Here is an 18,939-nt window from a genome sequence, read left to right on the forward strand (position 1 = left end):
AATCAAGAAGCTAGGCCGCCATCTGGCGGCCTATAATCCTCAAGAATGCTTTTCAATGACCAAATCAACACCCTCATTAAGCAGTTCATTGATAGATTGATTAGTAGATTGTGCAGTGATAGCAAGCGTCCGATGACGCTCTGGTGACAAACGCGTGGTTACTTTGCCGCTATACAATTTGTAAGGTTCTATACCATCTTTTTGACACTCTTCAAAGAAGATCGCCAAAGATTTAGTTCCTTCTTTCTTCAACTCATCGACGCTATAGGCGTAAAAGTCTGCGCCACCATTCAACCCAACAAATTCACCACGAAACATCTCGATTTCTGGATCAAAAGTGATAACAGCCACATGGCCGTCAATTTTTAACGTATTGTTCATCATGGCCTAATTCCTAAGCTATCCAACCATATCCTAATAGAGTTAACAGCCCCTTTGTCAGTAGTTGGTCGTGGGTGAGGCCGGTGAAAAATCCGTTTTTGATTTTTCAATAGCACTGCAACCCTCGAACCTTCCCTTTCATGTATCTCCGCTCCTAATGCAATAAAAAGTGCCTCAATATCAGACCACTTTATAGAACTGTTGACAGGTCGGGTAAATACATCTGACAGCGTTTTGTAATGTCGTTTATTCATGAGTCTATAGTATCACTTTATGACACTACCACAAGATTTTTATGATTCTAGGAACAACAATTTCAAGTCACGACTAAGCTTTTCCATACCTGCCATAGCCGGTTGTTTAACATCAAGAGCCAAAACAACCTTCTCCCGGGGATTCGCTCCCTTGCCGCCGCGATGCATCTTGAAATCCATAGGGTATAGATACAAAAACAACAATAAATAAATGTATTATTTAAGTAGTTCTCTTACCTGACCAGAAAATGCCTCACCGCCATCCTTCGCGGTATAACGTACATGCAAAATAATATCTGACAAATTATCCAGAATATCTCGCTGTATATTGTCTGTTGCCGCTGATGGGAAAGTGAGCTTCCAGTCAGAAACCGCCCCCGTTCCTTCAAAAGGTAAATAGCGATCATCACCAAAATTAAGATTAAATGTACCGCTATCATTAATCCCTGATGAAAGTGCGATTTGTTGGCTCGCTCTCAAATTCGTGACAATTTGTTTATTATCGCCCTCTTTATTTGAAAGTAAATATTTCACACCATTAATATCCGGCGTTTTCAATGTATAACATTTCGTTTGAGTTAAAGTCGCTTTAATATCCTGATAAGGACCCATTAATGTCGGCAGCGTGACCGATACAGACGTGATCTGGCGTAAATAATGCCCGGCATAATCTTGATCAAATAATTTCTCGTTCAGTATAAATGTAACTCCCTCACCGGTTTTAAGCTCAGATTGAATATCATCCCATTTTTTCGTACCAGATAATAGATTTTTTAACGAGATCGTTTTAGTTAACTCTAAACGACGTTCATTACGATTCAAATAAGCCGATTCCATTTTCAGTAGATTCAGTTTAATCTTTTCTCCTACCAATAAACCATTATGGTTATCGTCCCAACTATTTTGCACAATAAATTGTGTGGCAAAATCCCCCATTTCATATTGCCAGCATGCTTGTGCATTTAAACATAGCGAAAGCACTGCATCGTAAGCCTGACGATATAATGACATCATCTGATCATTCAGCCATTGATAAAGCGAAGATTTCGTTACCCTGGTCACAGTAAAAAACTGATACATATCCTGCTCTTTTTGCAGTTGAGCCTGAGATTGTTGTAATGTTGTATTCGCGGCGGAGATTTGTGCCTCTTGCTGTTCAATCTGTTTTTTCAACATTTCCAGCTCACTTTCCGCCTGTTTATATTGAATTTCCCACTCTTCACGTCGCCGGTTATAACCCGCTTTAACACTCAACGTATCACTCGCCATTTGCATGATTAATGATGCAGTACGTGTAATACCCGCAGTACAAACAAGCGGCATATGCCATTGTTGTCCACCAAATGATGTTCCCGCTATGCTAGGAATCAGCGAAGCGGCACCGGCGGCGGTTAACATTCCTTCCTCAACAGAAGAAATAATTTTTGCCGTACCTTGTAAATTCAGAGCATAGGTTTCATCTGTAGAAATATTTTCATCATAAAGCGCCTTATAATGATCAATCCGTTGTTGTAATGTCTGCTGACTTTTTAATAATGCCTCTTTTCCTTTTTCAGCAATTACGACAGCATCTTTCTGCAATGAAATGGCGAAAATAGCTAACTCTTTCAAATGTAATTGATTCAACTCTTCCTGTTCCGCACAATCTTTACGTTCTTGCGCACTTAAAAGTAAATCACCAAAATGACTTAATGTATCTACCGCATGATAAACACTGGGTAATAATGCCCGGAAACGATAAGGCGGTATATTCAAAATACCGGTACTGCCTGCTGCCAATAACGATCCACCGTTTGCCAGTAAAGCAAGCAAATTTTTTGGATCGACCGGTGTTGCATATAATGGTAGCGACAAAGGTTTACCATCTAAAGTTAAATTATGGCGCAAATTATAAAATCTGCTAGATAAAATATCCCAATACCACAGTAAATCATTGTTCAAAGGCACTCTGAATATCGCATTATCAACCACCGTATAAGCACTGACTTTAGTGGCTGGAAGATCAATTAATATATCAAGATCAATATTACTCTCAAATTCGCGTAATTTATTATTCTTTGAAGAGGTGACATCTGCCAACTCAAGCGGTAGCCAATGACTAACTAAATCAAAATCGGGTCTTGGGCCAAGTAATTGCTGTGCTTGAAGGTAGCGTAATTTAGCATTATTAAGTCCGTCATTGGTCAGAAAGCGATAAAAACTATCACCAAAATCAATTAAGTTCTGTACATACATTTGAAATATGGCTTTCTTATAATGTACCGGATCGGCATAAGCTATCGCATCTGGATCTTGTAATCTTTTTAATTGTACTGAGCTATCTTGAGAAACCTCTAACAGGCTGCAATTCCAATAGCTTGGGCTACCATTAGCCTTATTTTTTACTCCTGGGTTGAAAATATAGTGCAACCAGTTTTGGGCATCCTGATATTGTTGTGAAGCATTGAGTTGATACGCAACTAAATAAGGAACATGGAAGAAAAGCTCCCAGAAATAAATACTATTCGCCCCGTTAAGCGCAGAATCATTATTTTCACCACCCCCCAGAATAAGCGGTTCCTTAATATTTTGCGCCTCCCAACTCAATACATCAGCAATAGAATTGTTAGCCCGTGAAATAAGCTCCTTGCCAAATAGGGTATTTAATCTGATAGATCGATATTTAAATTGTAATTCAGTAATATCCAGATACTGTGCTTGCGTTTTTTTATTATAGGTCAACAGCAGGTTAGGATAGGAAGTTTTACTTAGTTTAACTTCATAATGGTTATAACCTAAGTCCGCATCTTCGCCCTCTTTCTTATAACCTAATTTTAAAAATACACTCGAATCCTTACCATTTATTTTATCGAGATCAAGTTCTACAGTAGAAATAATACTCTTTCCATTGAGTAATTGGCGTTCTGAATATAACAGACTATCGCTCCCCCCGTTAGTATGCCATAAACAGAAATCGGCCTCCCGATAACCTGAATGGTCAATATCCACTTTTGGCGTTCCCTCTCCAGAAGCAACAAGCTTACCACCCGATTTATTAAGTTCGGAACTAAATACTTTAGCTTCTTGTAATCCAGATAGAGGCACTTCCATTTCTTTAGTAAAATGATAAACATTACCTTGTTTTTGTCCCCATTCAGAAAAATTAACATTCAACTCAGGATAACCACTCTGACTAGAATTAAACATAATATAAAAATAGTCACCTGATGCATAACTATTATCATTGATAGTCACCGCGACAGAAACTGTTATTTTTCCATTGTTTTCTTTAGCACCATCCGCGAGTGAAATATTAACCTTTCCTGTTTCACTAGATTTACTTTTAAGATTAATATCACATGCTACAGATTTAATAATCTCTTTCCCAATCGACAAACTATTATTACCACTGAGACGTAGTTTTCCACTACCCATTTCAGCAAATAGTGTCATTTTCTTTGTCGCAAGCCCAGGGTGACTTCCTGACGCCAGATAAACAGGCTTATCAACTAATTTATATGCATCGCCAAAATAGGCTGACAACATATTTGATTGTGTCAGATCTTGCGTAGGATTAGATTTAATCTGTTGATAGATATAGAGATCTAATGACTTTTCACCCACCAGAGGCACAGGAACTTCGTTAAATAGTAAATTACAGGAGTACGGATAATTCTTTTCTCCCGATGTATTATTTTCTGTTTTTACTGGCTTACAAATAGCAGAAATAACTAATACAGGCTCAGCTCGCAAATCCATTAATGCAATGAGTTCAAAACTATCATTAATTTTACTCTTATCACCCGTAAAAGTCCGTAATTTATTTGGAAGACTCCATTCACCATTAAATTTTCGATATATCAAATTAATACTATAATAATTTTCTTCTTTACTATTATCTGCTTCATGTGCCAACCAAACGATATGAAGACGACCATTAATAACGACTGGGCGGATCTTAATCACTTCCCCAGTAGCAGGAATACCAATTTTTTCCCACTCTTTCCAAGCCGTAGGATTAATGACATCTTGCACATTTCGATTAGCCATATTCAGCGATCGCCAATAATATTGACCTGGCGTAATATTCATTTTACCAATAAAATAATATTCAGCCTGAGCAGGAGCTAATTCTTTAGTCGCATTAATATAGCCACTCATCAGCTCTAAATTACTTATTTCTTCAAATTTATTCAAATAATTCAATATGACTTCCTGAACAACCTCATCACTCAATTTACCTTTATTTAAATTATCCTCCAACTCTTTAAAATCACTTGTTTTACCATGGCGTAATATAGGGCTAATATAATTCTCTGGATAATTAGATAACTGTTGAAAACCAGCCCAAATATTATATTGGCTTAAAACATTATTCCATGTTTTTACTTTATCTTCATATTGATAATCATACCCTGGTTCCATGTTAAGCATAATGCCATTAATATATTGCTGAACACTGGAAATCGCTTGTGCAACGACACTGGTATTAACCTGACTAGATACCTGATTATCAATAAGTAAATATTGATACAAATCATCCGGCGTTTTTAAATCAGGTACATTAGCTGTTTTTGAAATATGCCCCAAGTAATAACCAACCAATCCATCACGAACACTCTCAGCTAATTTTTTAGCAACAATATTTTTCATATCCTTAACCTCTATTAAAATTTTTTTATTCCACTATGACAATTACTTTTACAGAGTTGCTACCATCGCTATACCAACCTGCTTATAATCCTGATAAGAGGAATGAGCATTGATATTTATCGTTGCTAATAATGAATGCATGGAAAGTGCCATTTCCTCAGACCAAAATTTAAGTCTCATCATGATATCTATTTCAGCCAATGTTTTTGCTGTATTATCTTCCTTGCCAATAATATGTGAATTAGCTGATAGCACTTCATCACGCTGCCATGACAATAGTTCAGTTAATATTTTCACCATATTAGTTTTATCGTTACTTTGATTATTCGTATTAACTAACTCCAAATAACGCAATATTTTATCTTCCGCGTTATCTAAAGAAGCAACTAATTTTATCCAATCTCGGTAGCGACTTAAATAATAAATAACCGACAAAGAAAGTTGCGTGTTCTGGCAGCCAAACCATTCAGGATGTTCAGAAAAATGATGCAACATCACAGTACTCAGTCGGAAAGTCTTAATCACTGAAATATATCGCGATAAATCATACATCAGTATCAAATAATCCTGACTGATCATCTCTGGCTGTAAATTTTTCTTATCAAACAGTTCAAATGACTTCAATAAAAAATCATAACTACTTAAGCCGATCCAGTTTAGAATAAATAAAGGAAACGGTTGTGATAGCTGAAATGCATTTGCCAACATACTGGCCGATATTGCATTTTGTGCAGATTGAGCTTGATTAATAATTGCAGCCCATTGCTCAGTAATAGATACTTTGATTTTATCATCAAGTAATATATTTTTTATCGTTTTATTAATTTCATCAATAATATTAACATTATGCTTAACTAAACCATATTTTTGATGAGATACTGCATTTAAAACAGTTTGACGTGGAGTTAACCAATCAATCAAATTATCATTATCGTCTAATGCTGGTAAGATATTTGACGATAAACTTTCCAGAGTTAAAATTTCCGAATTACGATGCAATCCCACTTGATTAATAAAGGCCACCTGCGCCGCATTTCCTGTCATAATAACTTCATTAGCCGGTAATAAGAATAATTGCAGAGTACCAACAGATAATTTATTTATTCTCAACCATTCTATGGTTTGCTCCATTGCAATCATAATATCCAAAATATCTGTTTGCCTATTATTTCCTGATTGCGATAAATAAGGAATACCCGTGACCTGCTTTAATACTTTATTTCCACCGATTAATGTTAAAATAACCACACCTTCCTGTGGTGTTAACCCTAAAATTCTCGACAATTGCACAATACGATAAAACGCAGAAACAACAGAAAGTGAACATGTTAAACTCTTTTTACCCATCGATTCAGCAACTAATGGTGCTAATAAAGAAAAATCTTTTTCTTTAATTTTCAATCCAGCACATAACTTATTAATGATATTATCATCCTGTTTTGTCTCTGAATAAAACTCACGATCATCAATCACCAATGGTGCATCAAATAGCGAAGATAAATTGAATATCTGATCAAAGAAAGGAATATCTTTACCCATCGAAAAAGGAGTAATTTGATATATCAACGCGGCAAAATCATCAGGTGAAATATGATATTTTTTGCTCCAATGATGGAAAATACCTAGCATACGTAAGGTATTCTCATTCATCTGTAATTGCTTATTTGCATCCCCTTCTGCCCGCATCGTTGCCGTCACCAATAAATCAATTTTATCTACCGGCAATTTAATCCATTTCCACAACCGTATCATGCGATTTAGCCTATCAAAGCGTTCATGATTCACACCTGATAATTTATTTACCGCTTGTGGTAAATTATCATTTGAGACAAACTCACGATACAAATGTAGGAAATCACTCCCTTTTGCCTTCGGCCCATTAATAAAAACGGCACCATAATGATAAGGAGCCGCAGGTAGACCTAAATTAAGCACATTTTGAGATAATCTCACATTATTTTGCTCTAATGCCCCCCCTTTATTGGTAGATATCCCTTTCACACATAATAATTGCTCAACCTCTGCGACAGAAAGAGCCGTTTGTGCAGTAAAAATCGATAACAATTCAAGTAAGCCTGCACTATTAACACCGTAATTATCCCGATAGAATTGTTTATTAGATGGTTTTAACGGCTCATTGATTATTTTTTGTTGGGAAATACCTAGCTGATTTGCTAAAGGTGTGACAAATTCTCCATTAGCAGTATTCAGATTGGATTTAAGAAAATAAGGATAACTCTTATCTGTCTGTTGCATCATTTTCAGACAAAAAAGTTTTCTATTATCAAATGTTAGATTAATTTGGTTTTGTGCATAATCATAAGGAAGTTGAAATGGATAACGTACATTAGCCAAAAGATCATAACTGGATAAATTTGTCTTTCCTTGTTGTTTTAACATAGCTTCCAAACGTTGACTTAGCATAGTATTAACCAAGGACAGTGCTGAAATCTCCTGGTTAATACTCACTTCATCCAGCATTAAATGCGCTAAATCAGCGCGGCGCTCATCTATTTTAATGGCCTCAGCATCCGCATTGGATTCAATATCCATCGCTAATTTATAAATCTCTGCTAAATAAGCAACCGGTGAATTATTCGCTTCCGGTGCGCCATTTGGACAATATTGCTGCCAGTTATCCTGAAATAAAGATTGATATTGAGGAACTTCTTTTAATGAAAGAGAAGAATAACTTCTGGCATATGTATTATGAACGTAACGCTGGCGGAGAAATTTACGGTCCACTTGACGACTGGTATATGTATTATGAATATAATGCTGCTGGCGAAATTTATGGGATATTTGTATAGCATAGCTGTTTGCTGTATCATAAATATCTGCTACCTGATGATTTGAATTATACTTCTCTAAAAATAGATGACGGGGTGTTCTTATAATATCAAAAATAGATTTATAACCTGATTCAATTATCTTATCGGTGAAGTTATATTTATCACCTAATCTCTTTAACAACGGGCTGATATCATTAGTCATAGGATCGCCTTTATTTATCGGAAATATACCCATCATCTTTCAAGTTGCTTCTTTGTTGGCTGCACTCACTCACCCCAGTCACATAGTTATCTATGCTCCCGGGGATTCGCTCCTTTGCCGCCGCGATGCATCTTGAAATCCATAGGGTATATACAGGATGAATATTTTTTTATAAAAAAAACAATAAATTAGATAACAGAGATGCAATAAATAATAAGAAATTTATTGCATCATCTGGCGGTTATTAAAAGTCGTTAACGATTAGCTGATTTTCGGCTCAAGTGTAATCAAAGCATATCCCGCACGATTGGGTTTATTTTTATGTGTCACTCTGAGTAAAACAATTTCTGAACAAGTAATATCACTTGGTGCAGTATAAGTTGCAGTATACTTTTCGATGTCATTACCAAACTCATCTTTTGTGACTTCTGGTTCACCTACCTTAATATTTCCTCTTTCTGGCATAAGACTCCATTCACTTGGAGAAGTCAAATCATTACCAACAGAAGAGAATTTCATTACGGCATCGGGTGTTAATAACTCTTGATTATAGCTAGGATTAATCGTGAACTCAGCTTTCGTGTTTTTACTGATAAGCAGGATATTAACTTTATCTAAATCGCCATTATCAGCAACAGCCGTCACCGTAACCATATTATATCCAGCCGGGAAAGCGGCTGGAGGCGTATATTTGCCATTCGCATCAACAACACCATAGCCAGTACCCGTTTCCACACGCCAATTCACTTTTTTATCGCCATAAACAGTAAAATTGGCATTCTTATTAACATCATTTTCATTGATAACAACAAAAGAAGGACTAATCGATACTGAGGAAGGCACCAAAATTACAACCGCTGAAGCTTTAGCGTTTGTATTTGGGTCTGTCGCAGTAATTGTCACAATTTGATTATTCCCTTTTATCTTAGTCGGTGCCATGTAATCTCCTGTATCCGCATTAATACTCCCCAATTCTGCTGGAGTAATAGACCAATTTACCGTTGCCTTGGTGTTGATTGTAAATTTATGCTTAGCTTTCACTGGCATAGTTAGTTGAAGATCATTAATTCTAAATGCAGTTGATGTTAGTGAAATATCACCAAATAGCACCATATCCCCAGGCACATATACTTTATCAAATTCAAGATAATTGCTTTCAGGAAAAAGAAGATGCTTAACTGCAAATAGACTAATGCTATCTAATTTAATCTTTGCAACGTTGGATAAATTATTTTCAACAATACCTTTAACAACTTCTGCTGTTTTATTAATAAACTTTTCTTTAGGGTAAAAGTGTATTCCCCAAACAGGTTCATCTTGTTTATCATATCTGGTGTTCATTCTATTATTTAATTTTAATTCAATCTTATCATTAGATTTTACATGAGGCGTAATATCTATTGAACCATCAATATAAAAATCAATCTTAGAGTCGTTCCAACCACCACTTATTGCTGAATCGTAAAAAACACCAAATGTTTGGATAAAATGATAAGAGTGACCATTATTATCCTCCCCAGAAAAGATAATTTTTTCCTTCTCAGGCTTAATATACATCCCAGAATAAGGAATTTTTACCTTCTCCAGCCAAATATTAGTTTCACCTTTAGACAATCCTGTCCATACTTTATACCCTCCTCCTTCATATTGTACAGGTTCATCGCTCTCAGCATACCCACTTGTTATCTTCAAATAGCTAGCTGAATCATCTGATTGACTATCTAACTTAACTAATTCTAAATTTACACTCGTAGAACTCGGTAATAAACGCTCATATTGCGGCTTAAGAATATTCTCAAAAAGTGTCTTATTACTGATAATTAGCATCGCAGAACGATTATCTGGTATCAAATAAGGAAAATTACTTGAGCTAGTTGGTAATACTCCACCGTTAGGATTATAGTTTGTTGCAATAAATAACAACACTGCCCCATGACCATAATTATCAGAACTACGTGAATTAGCACCGGGTGCCGGTTGCGTTCTAATTTTAAACATTTTTGGGACTAATCCAGTCGTATTATCCAGCTTCAAAATACCTAACTCATAAGTGACATCATTATCTTTGAGCCAATTACGGAAAAACTCCTTAACTTCTGCTGGCGCATCGTTGATAACATTGACTACCCCCAAAATTCCTTTTTTAAACTCCACGACAACTTTCCCATTATTATCAACAGAACCTGTCGCCGCAATCAAGTCTACGGTTATTGTCATATGGTAATTATTATTCGGGGTAATTCTTTGATAATTCTTTACTCTACCATCATCATAAAGTTCTATTATCGTGCCAGAAATAAAATTTAATTTTACCGTTGCCTGAGAACCTTCAATTGATGAATTTTCAAAGGAAATTAACGGCACTCCCAATATCAAGTTGTCAAATTTTATCTTTTTATTTTCGCTTTCCCAGAAAATAGGTGAAAAATGTGCACCTTCACTTACTTTTCTTACATATTGCTGTTCAAACAGCATATTTATTTTAGTTCTATCATAGGCAGCAACAATATCCCATCCAAGAGTCTTTGTTTTACCGTTAAAATCATCAATAATGCTATCTTCCGTGGACATATAATCACCTATTTTAGACGTCATAAAAGATCTGTTATTAGAGGAAGCGTATTAGACAATAGCTTCCGCCATCATATTAATTCAATAATATACCCATAAGTCGAATGTAAAATATATATTATTCAATTTACCCTAATAGATTAACAATCAATTAGGATATATATGATAAGCATAACATATATTAATGAAAATATAATACCGTGAAACATTAACAAAAAACATGTAACAGCTAATATATAATATTAGCCATATAATTAATATTCAAATACAAAAAGCAATAATTACACGGTAAAACATAGATTATATACCCAATAGATTTCAAGATGCATCGCGACGGCAAGGGAACGAATCCCCGGGAGCATAGATAACTATGTGACCGGGGTGAGTGAGTGCAGCCAACAAAGAGGCAACTTGAAAGATGACGGATATAAGTTCTGAGAATACCAAGAGCCCCTTCTGCGTGACTTATTACGTCTAAGGTTGTTTTGCCAGCAACGAGCAGTAACGTTCGATATCCACATTACCGCCACTGACAATAATCCCTACCTTTTGGCCTCGCAATGACTCACACATTTTGCGGGCAGCGGCAAAACTCAAGCAGCCAGTCGGTTCGACAATCATCTTCATTCTTTCTGCATAAAATCGCATTGCATCCACCAATTCTTCATCAGAAACAGTGAAAATATCATCAACATTTTTTCGAATAATATCGAAAGTATATTGCCCAAGATGTTGAGTTTGTGCGCCATCAGCAATAGTTTTAGGCGTATCGATGTGAATAATTTTGCCCTGACGAAATGATTGCTGAGCGTCATTACCGGTTTCCGGCTCTACACCATAAATTTTACATTCAGGAGAGAAATGGCGAGCTGCAAGCGCACTGCCTGAAAGCAGCCCTCCTCCACCGAGACAGACAAACAACGCATTCAGTTCACCGACCTCTTCAAACAACTCTTTTGCCGCAGTTCCCTGTCCGGCAATAATATGCGGATGATCATAGGGAGGAATTAAGGTCAATCCCTGCTTTTCTGATAATTCACGGCTAATTTGTTCACGATCGTCCGTATAACGATCATAGAAAACAATTTTGCCACCATAACCTTCGGTCGCGGCAACCTTAGCCACTGGCGCATCGAACGGCATGATGATTGTCGCCGAAATATTCAGTATACGAGCCGCCAATGAAATTGCCTGAGCATGATTACCCGATGAATAAGTGACAACCCCATTGCGGCGCTGTTCATCATTAAATTGTGATAACGCATTAAAAGCACCACGAAATTTAAATGCTCCCATTCGCTGATAATTTTCACATTTGAAAAATAACCTGGCTCCTGTCATTTCATTAGCAGTGCGGGAAGTTAGGACTGGCGTACGGTAAGCATAAGCTTCTATTCGCCGGGCGGCGGCAATGACATCATCATAAACAGGAATATTTTTCATAGGAATAACCGTAAGTTATATAAAATATTAGACAAAATATCCACACCAGAAAAATTCGTCAATAGTAAAGGTTGTGACTAAATTTTGACTTACCACAATACCTATAAATAATACCTATAAATAATGCCTATAAACAATGCCTATAATTCAGAATCTCTGTGCGCTTGATTAATTATCGCTTTTGCCATCCATTTAGTGATCTCAATAATTTCCGCATTATCCATCTGCCAGATATCTTTCATCACCAGAAAGACCTCGGAGCCATAAATTAGGGAAAAAGACCGAATGACATTTTCCAAAATATCCGGCGGAAAATGCCCTTTTAATGGTTCAACAACCATTGCCAGGATATCTTTACGATGCCCACGTACCAATTTCTTTTCCTGCTTACCCTCAGATAAACATCCCTGAGCCCATTGTTGCAAGGAAACTAACAGAGCAGCTCGCAATGCACCTTCGTATTGAAACATTCGGGGATAAGCAAAGTCCAACAACTCCGTAATCCGCTCCTCAGTCTTTTCACTAGCAGGCTTCCAAGTGAGGATCGGCCCAAGGCTGGCACCAACAATCGCATCAATTAAATCACTTTGTGTCGGAAAATAGCGGTATGCTGTTGCTCTGGAAACACCAGCATGCATTGCCAATTCAGAAACCGAAGGTATCGCTCTCTGTTCAAAAAGCGCCAATGCCGTATTGATTAGCAATGTATAAGTTTTTTTCCGAGTACCAGTAAAATGAGTTTTCGTCTTCGAATCTATCATTGCCATGACTCTTCACAATAAAAATTGCTATATACCCGTTATCTTTCAAGTTGCTTCTTTGTTGGCTGCACTCCCTCACCACGGTCACATCGTTCTCTATGCTCCCGGGGATTTGCTCCCTTGCCGTCGCGATCCATCTTGAAATCCATAGGGTATATTAACACTTATGGTTAAAATATTTTTTCGCTATCATCACTCTACTCAACCATCTACAAAACGACCAAATTGATTCATTTTATTTATCAATAAAATGAGATGACAGTCTCAATTTGGTAATACAACAGTGATACTTGAGTCTCATCTTGACTATAATCTGTCCATGAATGAGTAGTCAGCACCAGGGAAGTATTCATAATTATAATGAAAAAAAGCCAAGGCTATGTTTATATCGCTACTATTTTTGATACCAAGCGCACAGAAATTTTCTACGTCAGGGATCTGATCAAAAAAGCGGGCCTTGCCGTTCGAACTGTGGATTTGACTACTCAATCTGACTCGCCGCAAAGAGGTGCGGATATTACCGCCCAAACAGTAGCAGAGCATCACCCGCAAGGCAAAGAAGCTGTTTTCTGTGGTGATCAGGGGCAAGCCATTTCCGCAATGTCAGTCGCCTTCAATCTCTTTTTATCAAAACAACCTGATGTTTTAGCCATTCTAGGTCTGGGAGGTTCCTGCGGTACAGCACTGATTACACCGGCAATGCAATCTTTACCGGTAGGTATACCAAAACTTATGGTTTCTACTATGGCTTCCGGCGATGTTTCTGGCTATGTAGGTGTTAGCGACATCTCTATGTTGTATTCAGTCACGGATGTCTCTGGTCTTAACCGTATCTCTCGCCAGGTATTAAAAAATGCGGCCAACCAAATTGCAGGGGCAGTCTATTTTCACGAAGAGAACACTATTGAAGATAAACCGGCTATCGGCCTGACAATGTTTGGCGTGACAACACCTTGTATACAATTATTAACCAGAGAGTTGGAACAACAGTATGATTGTCTGGTTTTCCACGCAACCGGCAGCGGCGGTAAGACAATGGAAAAACTCGCCGAAAGCCGTTTGCTTTACAGTCTACTGGATATCACAACCACTGAAGTCTGCGACTATCTGTTTGGTGGTGTTCTTGCCTGTGATGCTGACCGTCTGGGGGCAATAGCCCGCACGCAAATACCTTATATTGGCTCTTGCGGAGCGTTGGATATGGTGAATTTCGGTCATCTAAATTCTATCCCGGAACGCTACAAATACCGACAATTTTACCGCCACAATTCGCAAGTAACATTAATGCGCACTATACCCGAAGAAAACCGCCAAATGGGAATTTGGATCGCTGAAAAACTCAATCAATGCGAAGGAAAAGTAAAATTTATTATTCCAGAAGGTGGTTTTTCTGCTCTGGATATTAAAGATGGGCCATTCTGGAATCCTGATGCTAATCAATCATTTATCAATGCTTTTGAAGCAACATTGATAGAAACGGAAAACAGACAACTGATTAAAATCCCTCATCATATAAATTCACCTGATTTTTGCCAACAAGTGATTAAAGAATACCGGCAAATGATGGCTTAGCGCCGGCGGTAATACCGTTGCAAAAACAACACTGACACTGAAAGATTATATACAACTAATTAATGACTAGGCAAAAAGTTGCCAAAAGAGGGCATTCTAATGCTATTGTTCTATCAGAGATGAATTTACGACATGTCTGTCAGGACGTTGCACTAAAAGAAATTAAAGCAGTTAACTATTCGTGTTCTAAAGGGAAGCCATAAGAACTTCCTGTTAATAACCTTGCTATAAGATGTTAGGAGTTAACAAACTAAATTAACACATAAAAATACCGGCTTTGTTCTCTCCCTTTCGGAGCTTATTTCCGTCAACACCAGGCTCCTGCGGCCCCCACCGCAGGAGTTTTTTTATGAATAAACGGGCAGCAGGTTAAAATTTGACAAGATATGGGCCGCAGCATTTAGTACGCCAAATAGCAAAATCAAGCCGATCATCACATTACCTCCCCAAACTCGATACATAGGGCTACCAAATCGTTTACGGGATGCTCTGGCAAGTAATGCGGGAACAATAGCCGCCCAAACTGTTGCAGCAAGGCCAGCAAAACCTATCGCATGAATAAAACCATTCGGATAAATCATTCCACCAACCATTGGCGGAAGAAACGTCACTAATGCCGTTTTAAAGCGCCCCAGCTTGGTGTCATCAAATTTAAGCAGATCAGCCAGGTAATCGAACAACCCAAGCGTGACACCAAGGAATGAGCTGGCAACCGCAAAGTTAGAAAAGAGAGTCAATAATAAACCCAGAGCAGAACTGTTCAATCCTCCACTTAATGATTGAACCAAAACATCAATATTGCCCCCCTTTGCGATGATTTCGACAAAATCAGGCCGGGAAATATTTCCCATTGTTCCAATCAACCAGATCAAATAAAGCACCAAGGCCATTGATGTCCCAATAAACAAGCATCTCTTTATTTTCTCTGGTTCTTTTCCATAATATTTCATCAGGCTAGGAACATTACCATGATATCCAAAGGAAGCCAGACAGAAAGGTAAAGTCATTAATACATAAGGCCAGTAAGTTGGATTAACTTCAGTTGTATTAAACAATACCGCTGGTTTAACGTTATAAACCAAACCGCCGAACGTCATAAAGAAAGTTAATATCTTAGCACCAAGAATAATCGACGTCATCCGGCTAACCGTTTTAGTACTTAACCAGACAATAAATGCAACAACAAGAGCAAATAAAAAACCAGCAAACCCAGGTGAAAAATCTATCGATACTTCTCGCATAGCATGTTGAATAATCGATCCGCTCGCGGAAATATAAGCGTAAGTCAGTATATATAAAACAAAAGCAAGGGTAATACCATTAATGATATTCCAACCATTGCCCAACAGATCTTTTGTTATAGTACTGAAACTTGAGCCAATTCGATAATTAAGATTGGCTTCCAATATCATTAATCCTGAATGCAACATGCAAAACCAGGTAAAAATCAAAGTGGCAATTGACCAGTAAAACCATGCCCCTGACATGACAACTGGTAAAGAAAACATGCCCGCACCAATAACCGTTCCACCAATGATCATGGCACCGCCAAATAAAGATGGAGACGATTTTTTTATCGGCAAAGTAGCCATATGCGTTACCCTAGCGTGGCTTTATACCCGTTATCTTGAAATCTATAGGGTATATATAGTAAGCAGTAAAATTGGGGATGCTCTTAAACAAGGGAGCATCCCGATCTTTATTATTTAATTGGTTTTAATCTTGCAACGAAATGACGTAATACGGACGGTTCATAAGTAAACGTTAATCCTTTAATCTGAGGAATTCTCTCCTTCAAGGAAATAAAGGCTTCTACAACATAATCCATATGATCATTAGTATAAACGCGACGAGGAATAGTTAATCGCAAAAGTTCCATTGGTGATGGTTTCTGTTTTCCGGTTTTTGGATCACGACCTAATAACAAAGAACCAATTTCCACACTTCTTATTCCCGCCTCCAGATATAATTCATTATTCAATGCATGAGCGGGGAATTGTTCCCCTGGAATATGCGGTAATAATAATTTAGCATCAACAAATACAGCATGACCACCGGTTGGATATTGAATAGGAATACCTGCATCTCTTAATCTATTACCTAAATAAGCCACCTGATTAATACGATATGCCAGATAACCCTCATTCATCCCCTCTTCAAGACCAATTGCCAATGCTTCCATATCGCGCCCGGCAAGACCGCCATAAGTCACAAACCCTTCCATTGGCACACAGCGGGTACGCACTTCATTAAAGAGATCTTCATCATCACGGAAACAACAAAGACCACCAATATTGACCAAGGGATCTTTTTTAGCTGACATGGTTAACATATCACCATATTGATACATCTCCTTGACGATCTGCTTAACGGATTTATTTTCATAACCCTTTTCTCTTTGCTTAATAAACCAAGCATTTTCACAGAAACGGGCTGAATCAATCACCACAGGAATATCATGTTGCTTTGCAATCTCATACACGGCTTTCATATTAGCGAGAGAGATAGGCTGACCACCGGAACTATTACAGGTAACCGTTGTGATAATCGCGACAACATTATCAGCGCCATGTTCTGCTATCGTTTTTTCCAATTCATCAATATCAAAATCGCCTTTCCAATCATAATAGGTGGTTGTATCAAAGGCTTTTGACGTAACAACATTAATCGCTTTCGCGCCATTTAATTCAACATGAGCCGCTGTCGTATCAAAATGGAAATTAGAAATAAAGACCGGATGCGTTGCACCACCTTGCGCTTTTTTACGAGCAATTAATGTCGGAAATAAAATCTGTTCTGCTCCACGCCCTTGATGGGTTGGAATAGTATATTGGTAGCCAATTAATTCATTGACTTTATCACATAGATGATAATAGTTACGGGAACCTGCATAAGCTTCATCCCCCATCATTATCCCCGCCCACTGGCGATCACTCATTGCTCCAGTGCCAGAATCTGTCAGCAAATCAATATAAACCGCGTCACTGGGTAATAAGAATGGATTATATCCGGCTTCTTCTAATGCTTTTTCACGTTCGGCACGAGTAGTCATGCGAATATTTTCTACCATTTTAATACGGAAAGGTTCTGGAATACGTTTCATATATATTTTTATCCAATAATTGGCTATACTACATAATTCAGACAAATTTCCAAAAACCGACAGAAATACGCCAAAATAAATGTAGTGATTACAAGATTTAATTTTAAATATAACCAGAACAGTTAATTAGGGAAAAAATGAGAAATACGGTGATCGACATTAAACCATGCCTGCATATTACAAGAACAGATAAAATAATAACGTAAAAATATAGAAATCATAAAATTAACTTATTCCCTGATTAAAATCAGCCATTAAGATATAGATAATATTTAAATTATCCGTGACCAATTCCACAAAAATAGAAAACATCAGAAATATAATTTTATATATAGATTCAATTTAATTAATCAGATAAATCAACAAGAAAAACAGATAATAAATTGATTTTAATAAATATAACAATACAATTAACCATATCAATTAAATAAATTACTAACACAGAAAACCACCCCATAAGGGATTAAAAGAACAAATTAAATAACATAAAAATTAATAGAATTATTTACCCGATTTTTACAGGAATAAAAAATAGCTTTATAAAAAACCGCCCTTTATTAAAGGGCGGAAAATAGGAAAAAAAGAGGCAGAATTCCGCATAACGCGATAATATCACACAATAATATTACACAATAATTATGCTAACTGAATATCAATAGAATTCCATTTTCGGTTAGCTATTTTTTTCAGTTCCAATAGACATTGGATAATTAGAAGCTAAATGATTAGGTGCTTGAGAACCGATAATACATGTTGCAGTATGAGATGAAAAGATAACGCATTTTACCGCACATATAGGAAAGTGCGGGTACAATATACAAGCATGGGTAGATGTAGAAAAAGCAGAAAAGAAAGTCAACGTTAAAAGGGCCAAAAGTAACTGGTGTTGTAGTCTATTTATCATCATATCACCTCGCTGAATGGTATATTTTCATTTCCTTATATTCGACTCCTTTAAATTAATTATAGAGCAAAATTTAACCACAAAAATTTTTTTATCACTCCGTTGATAAATCGTTTAAGTTATCATAAAAAGCTGAATGATCAGATTTGGAAAATCCCATAATCCAACAAAATTATTCAGCAATATAAAATCATAAATAAAATTTAAATAAAATTACCTAATGATTCATTATACCCATGGATTTCAAGATGCATCGCGGCGGCAAGGGAGCGAATCCCCGGGAGCATAGCGAACTATGTGACTGGGGTGAGAGAGTGCAGCCAA

Annotated in this window: 13 protein-coding genes; 1 reads left to right on the forward strand and 12 read right to left on the reverse strand. The window is 37.1% G+C overall.

From position 1 onward, the window contains the following. Nucleotides 1-39: 39 nt before the first annotated feature. The 9 genes from AACQ38_RS11775 to AACQ38_RS11815 all read right to left on the reverse strand — a co-directional run bounded on the left by AACQ38_RS11775 (nt 40) and on the right by AACQ38_RS11815 (nt 13,124). Nucleotides 40-384 (reverse strand): type II toxin-antitoxin system HicB family antitoxin, encoded by a 345-nt coding sequence (locus AACQ38_RS11775; RefSeq protein WP_236548230.1) that lies wholly within the window; start codon nt 382-384, stop codon nt 40-42. Continuing rightward, nucleotides 381-635, reverse strand: coding sequence for a type II toxin-antitoxin system HicA family toxin (locus AACQ38_RS11780; protein WP_046395863.1), 255 nt, complete (start codon nt 633-635; stop codon nt 381-383). The genes AACQ38_RS11775 and AACQ38_RS11780 overlap by 4 nt, the downstream gene beginning before the upstream one ends. A gap of 39 nt (nt 636-674) precedes the next feature. Beyond that, the gene (locus AACQ38_RS11785; protein ID WP_278249242.1) at nt 675-803 is read right to left on the reverse strand and encodes a hypothetical protein; all 129 of its coding nucleotides are present in this window, start codon (nt 801-803) and stop codon (nt 675-677) included. A gap of 48 nt (nt 804-851) precedes the next feature. Next, nucleotides 852-5,267, reverse strand: coding sequence for a Tc toxin subunit A-related protein (locus tag AACQ38_RS11790; protein ID WP_165578193.1), 4,416 nt, complete (start codon nt 5,265-5,267; stop codon nt 852-854). A 48-nt stretch (nt 5,268-5,315) separates the two neighbouring features. Beyond that, on the reverse strand, nt 5,316-8,261 hold the full coding sequence (locus tag AACQ38_RS11795; protein WP_165578194.1) for a Tc toxin subunit A: 2,946 nt from the start codon (nt 8,259-8,261) through the stop codon (nt 5,316-5,318). 261 nt (nt 8,262-8,522) lie between these two features. After that, nucleotides 8,523-10,832: a hypothetical protein gene (locus AACQ38_RS11800; protein ID WP_165578195.1), complete on the reverse strand. Its 2,310-nt coding sequence runs from the start codon at nt 10,830-10,832 to the stop codon at nt 8,523-8,525. A gap of 474 nt (nt 10,833-11,306) precedes the next feature. Beyond that, nucleotides 11,307-12,275 carry a threo-3-hydroxy-L-aspartate ammonia-lyase gene (locus AACQ38_RS11805; protein WP_109791339.1) on the reverse strand — a complete coding sequence of 323 codons (969 nt, stop codon included), beginning with the start codon at nt 12,273-12,275 and terminating at the stop codon, nt 11,307-11,309. A 140-nt stretch (nt 12,276-12,415) separates the two neighbouring features. Beyond that, entirely contained in the window at nt 12,416-12,979 is a 564-nt protein-coding gene (locus tag AACQ38_RS11810) for a helix-turn-helix domain-containing protein (protein WP_339367044.1), read from the reverse strand. Next, nucleotides 12,948-13,124, reverse strand: coding sequence for a hypothetical protein (locus AACQ38_RS11815; RefSeq protein ID WP_339367045.1), 177 nt, complete (start codon nt 13,122-13,124; stop codon nt 12,948-12,950). Before AACQ38_RS11815 ends, AACQ38_RS11810 begins: the two co-directional genes overlap by 32 nt. A gap of 272 nt (nt 13,125-13,396) precedes the next feature. Between AACQ38_RS11815 and AACQ38_RS11820 the strand changes: the two genes are divergently transcribed. Then, complete coding sequence (locus AACQ38_RS11820; protein ID WP_165578197.1) at nt 13,397-14,608, forward strand: Tm-1-like ATP-binding domain-containing protein; 1,212 nt, start codon at nt 13,397-13,399, stop codon at nt 14,606-14,608. Nucleotides 14,609-14,955: 347 nt separating this feature from the next. Here the strand turns inward: AACQ38_RS11820 and mtr are convergent, their stop codons facing one another. The 3 genes from mtr to tnaC form a co-directional block, all read right to left on the reverse strand. Then, nucleotides 14,956-16,200, reverse strand: coding sequence for a tryptophan permease (gene mtr, locus AACQ38_RS11825; RefSeq protein WP_011145174.1), 1,245 nt, complete (start codon nt 16,198-16,200; stop codon nt 14,956-14,958). 110 nt (nt 16,201-16,310) lie between these two features. Beyond that, a complete protein-coding gene (gene tnaA / locus AACQ38_RS11830) occupies nt 16,311-17,711 on the reverse strand; it encodes a tryptophanase (protein ID WP_011145173.1) in 1,401 nt (466 codons plus the stop codon). 122 nt (nt 17,712-17,833) lie between these two features. Continuing rightward, nucleotides 17,834-17,932 (reverse strand): tryptophanase leader peptide, encoded by a 99-nt coding sequence (gene tnaC, locus AACQ38_RS24090; RefSeq protein ID WP_113026027.1) that lies wholly within the window; start codon nt 17,930-17,932, stop codon nt 17,834-17,836. Nucleotides 17,933-18,939 lie beyond the last annotated feature (1,007 nt).

Origin of the sequence: Photorhabdus sp. RW14-46 (assembly GCF_963887965.1) — a bacterium.
Lineage (GTDB): Bacteria > Pseudomonadota > Gammaproteobacteria > Enterobacterales > Enterobacteriaceae > Photorhabdus > Photorhabdus laumondii.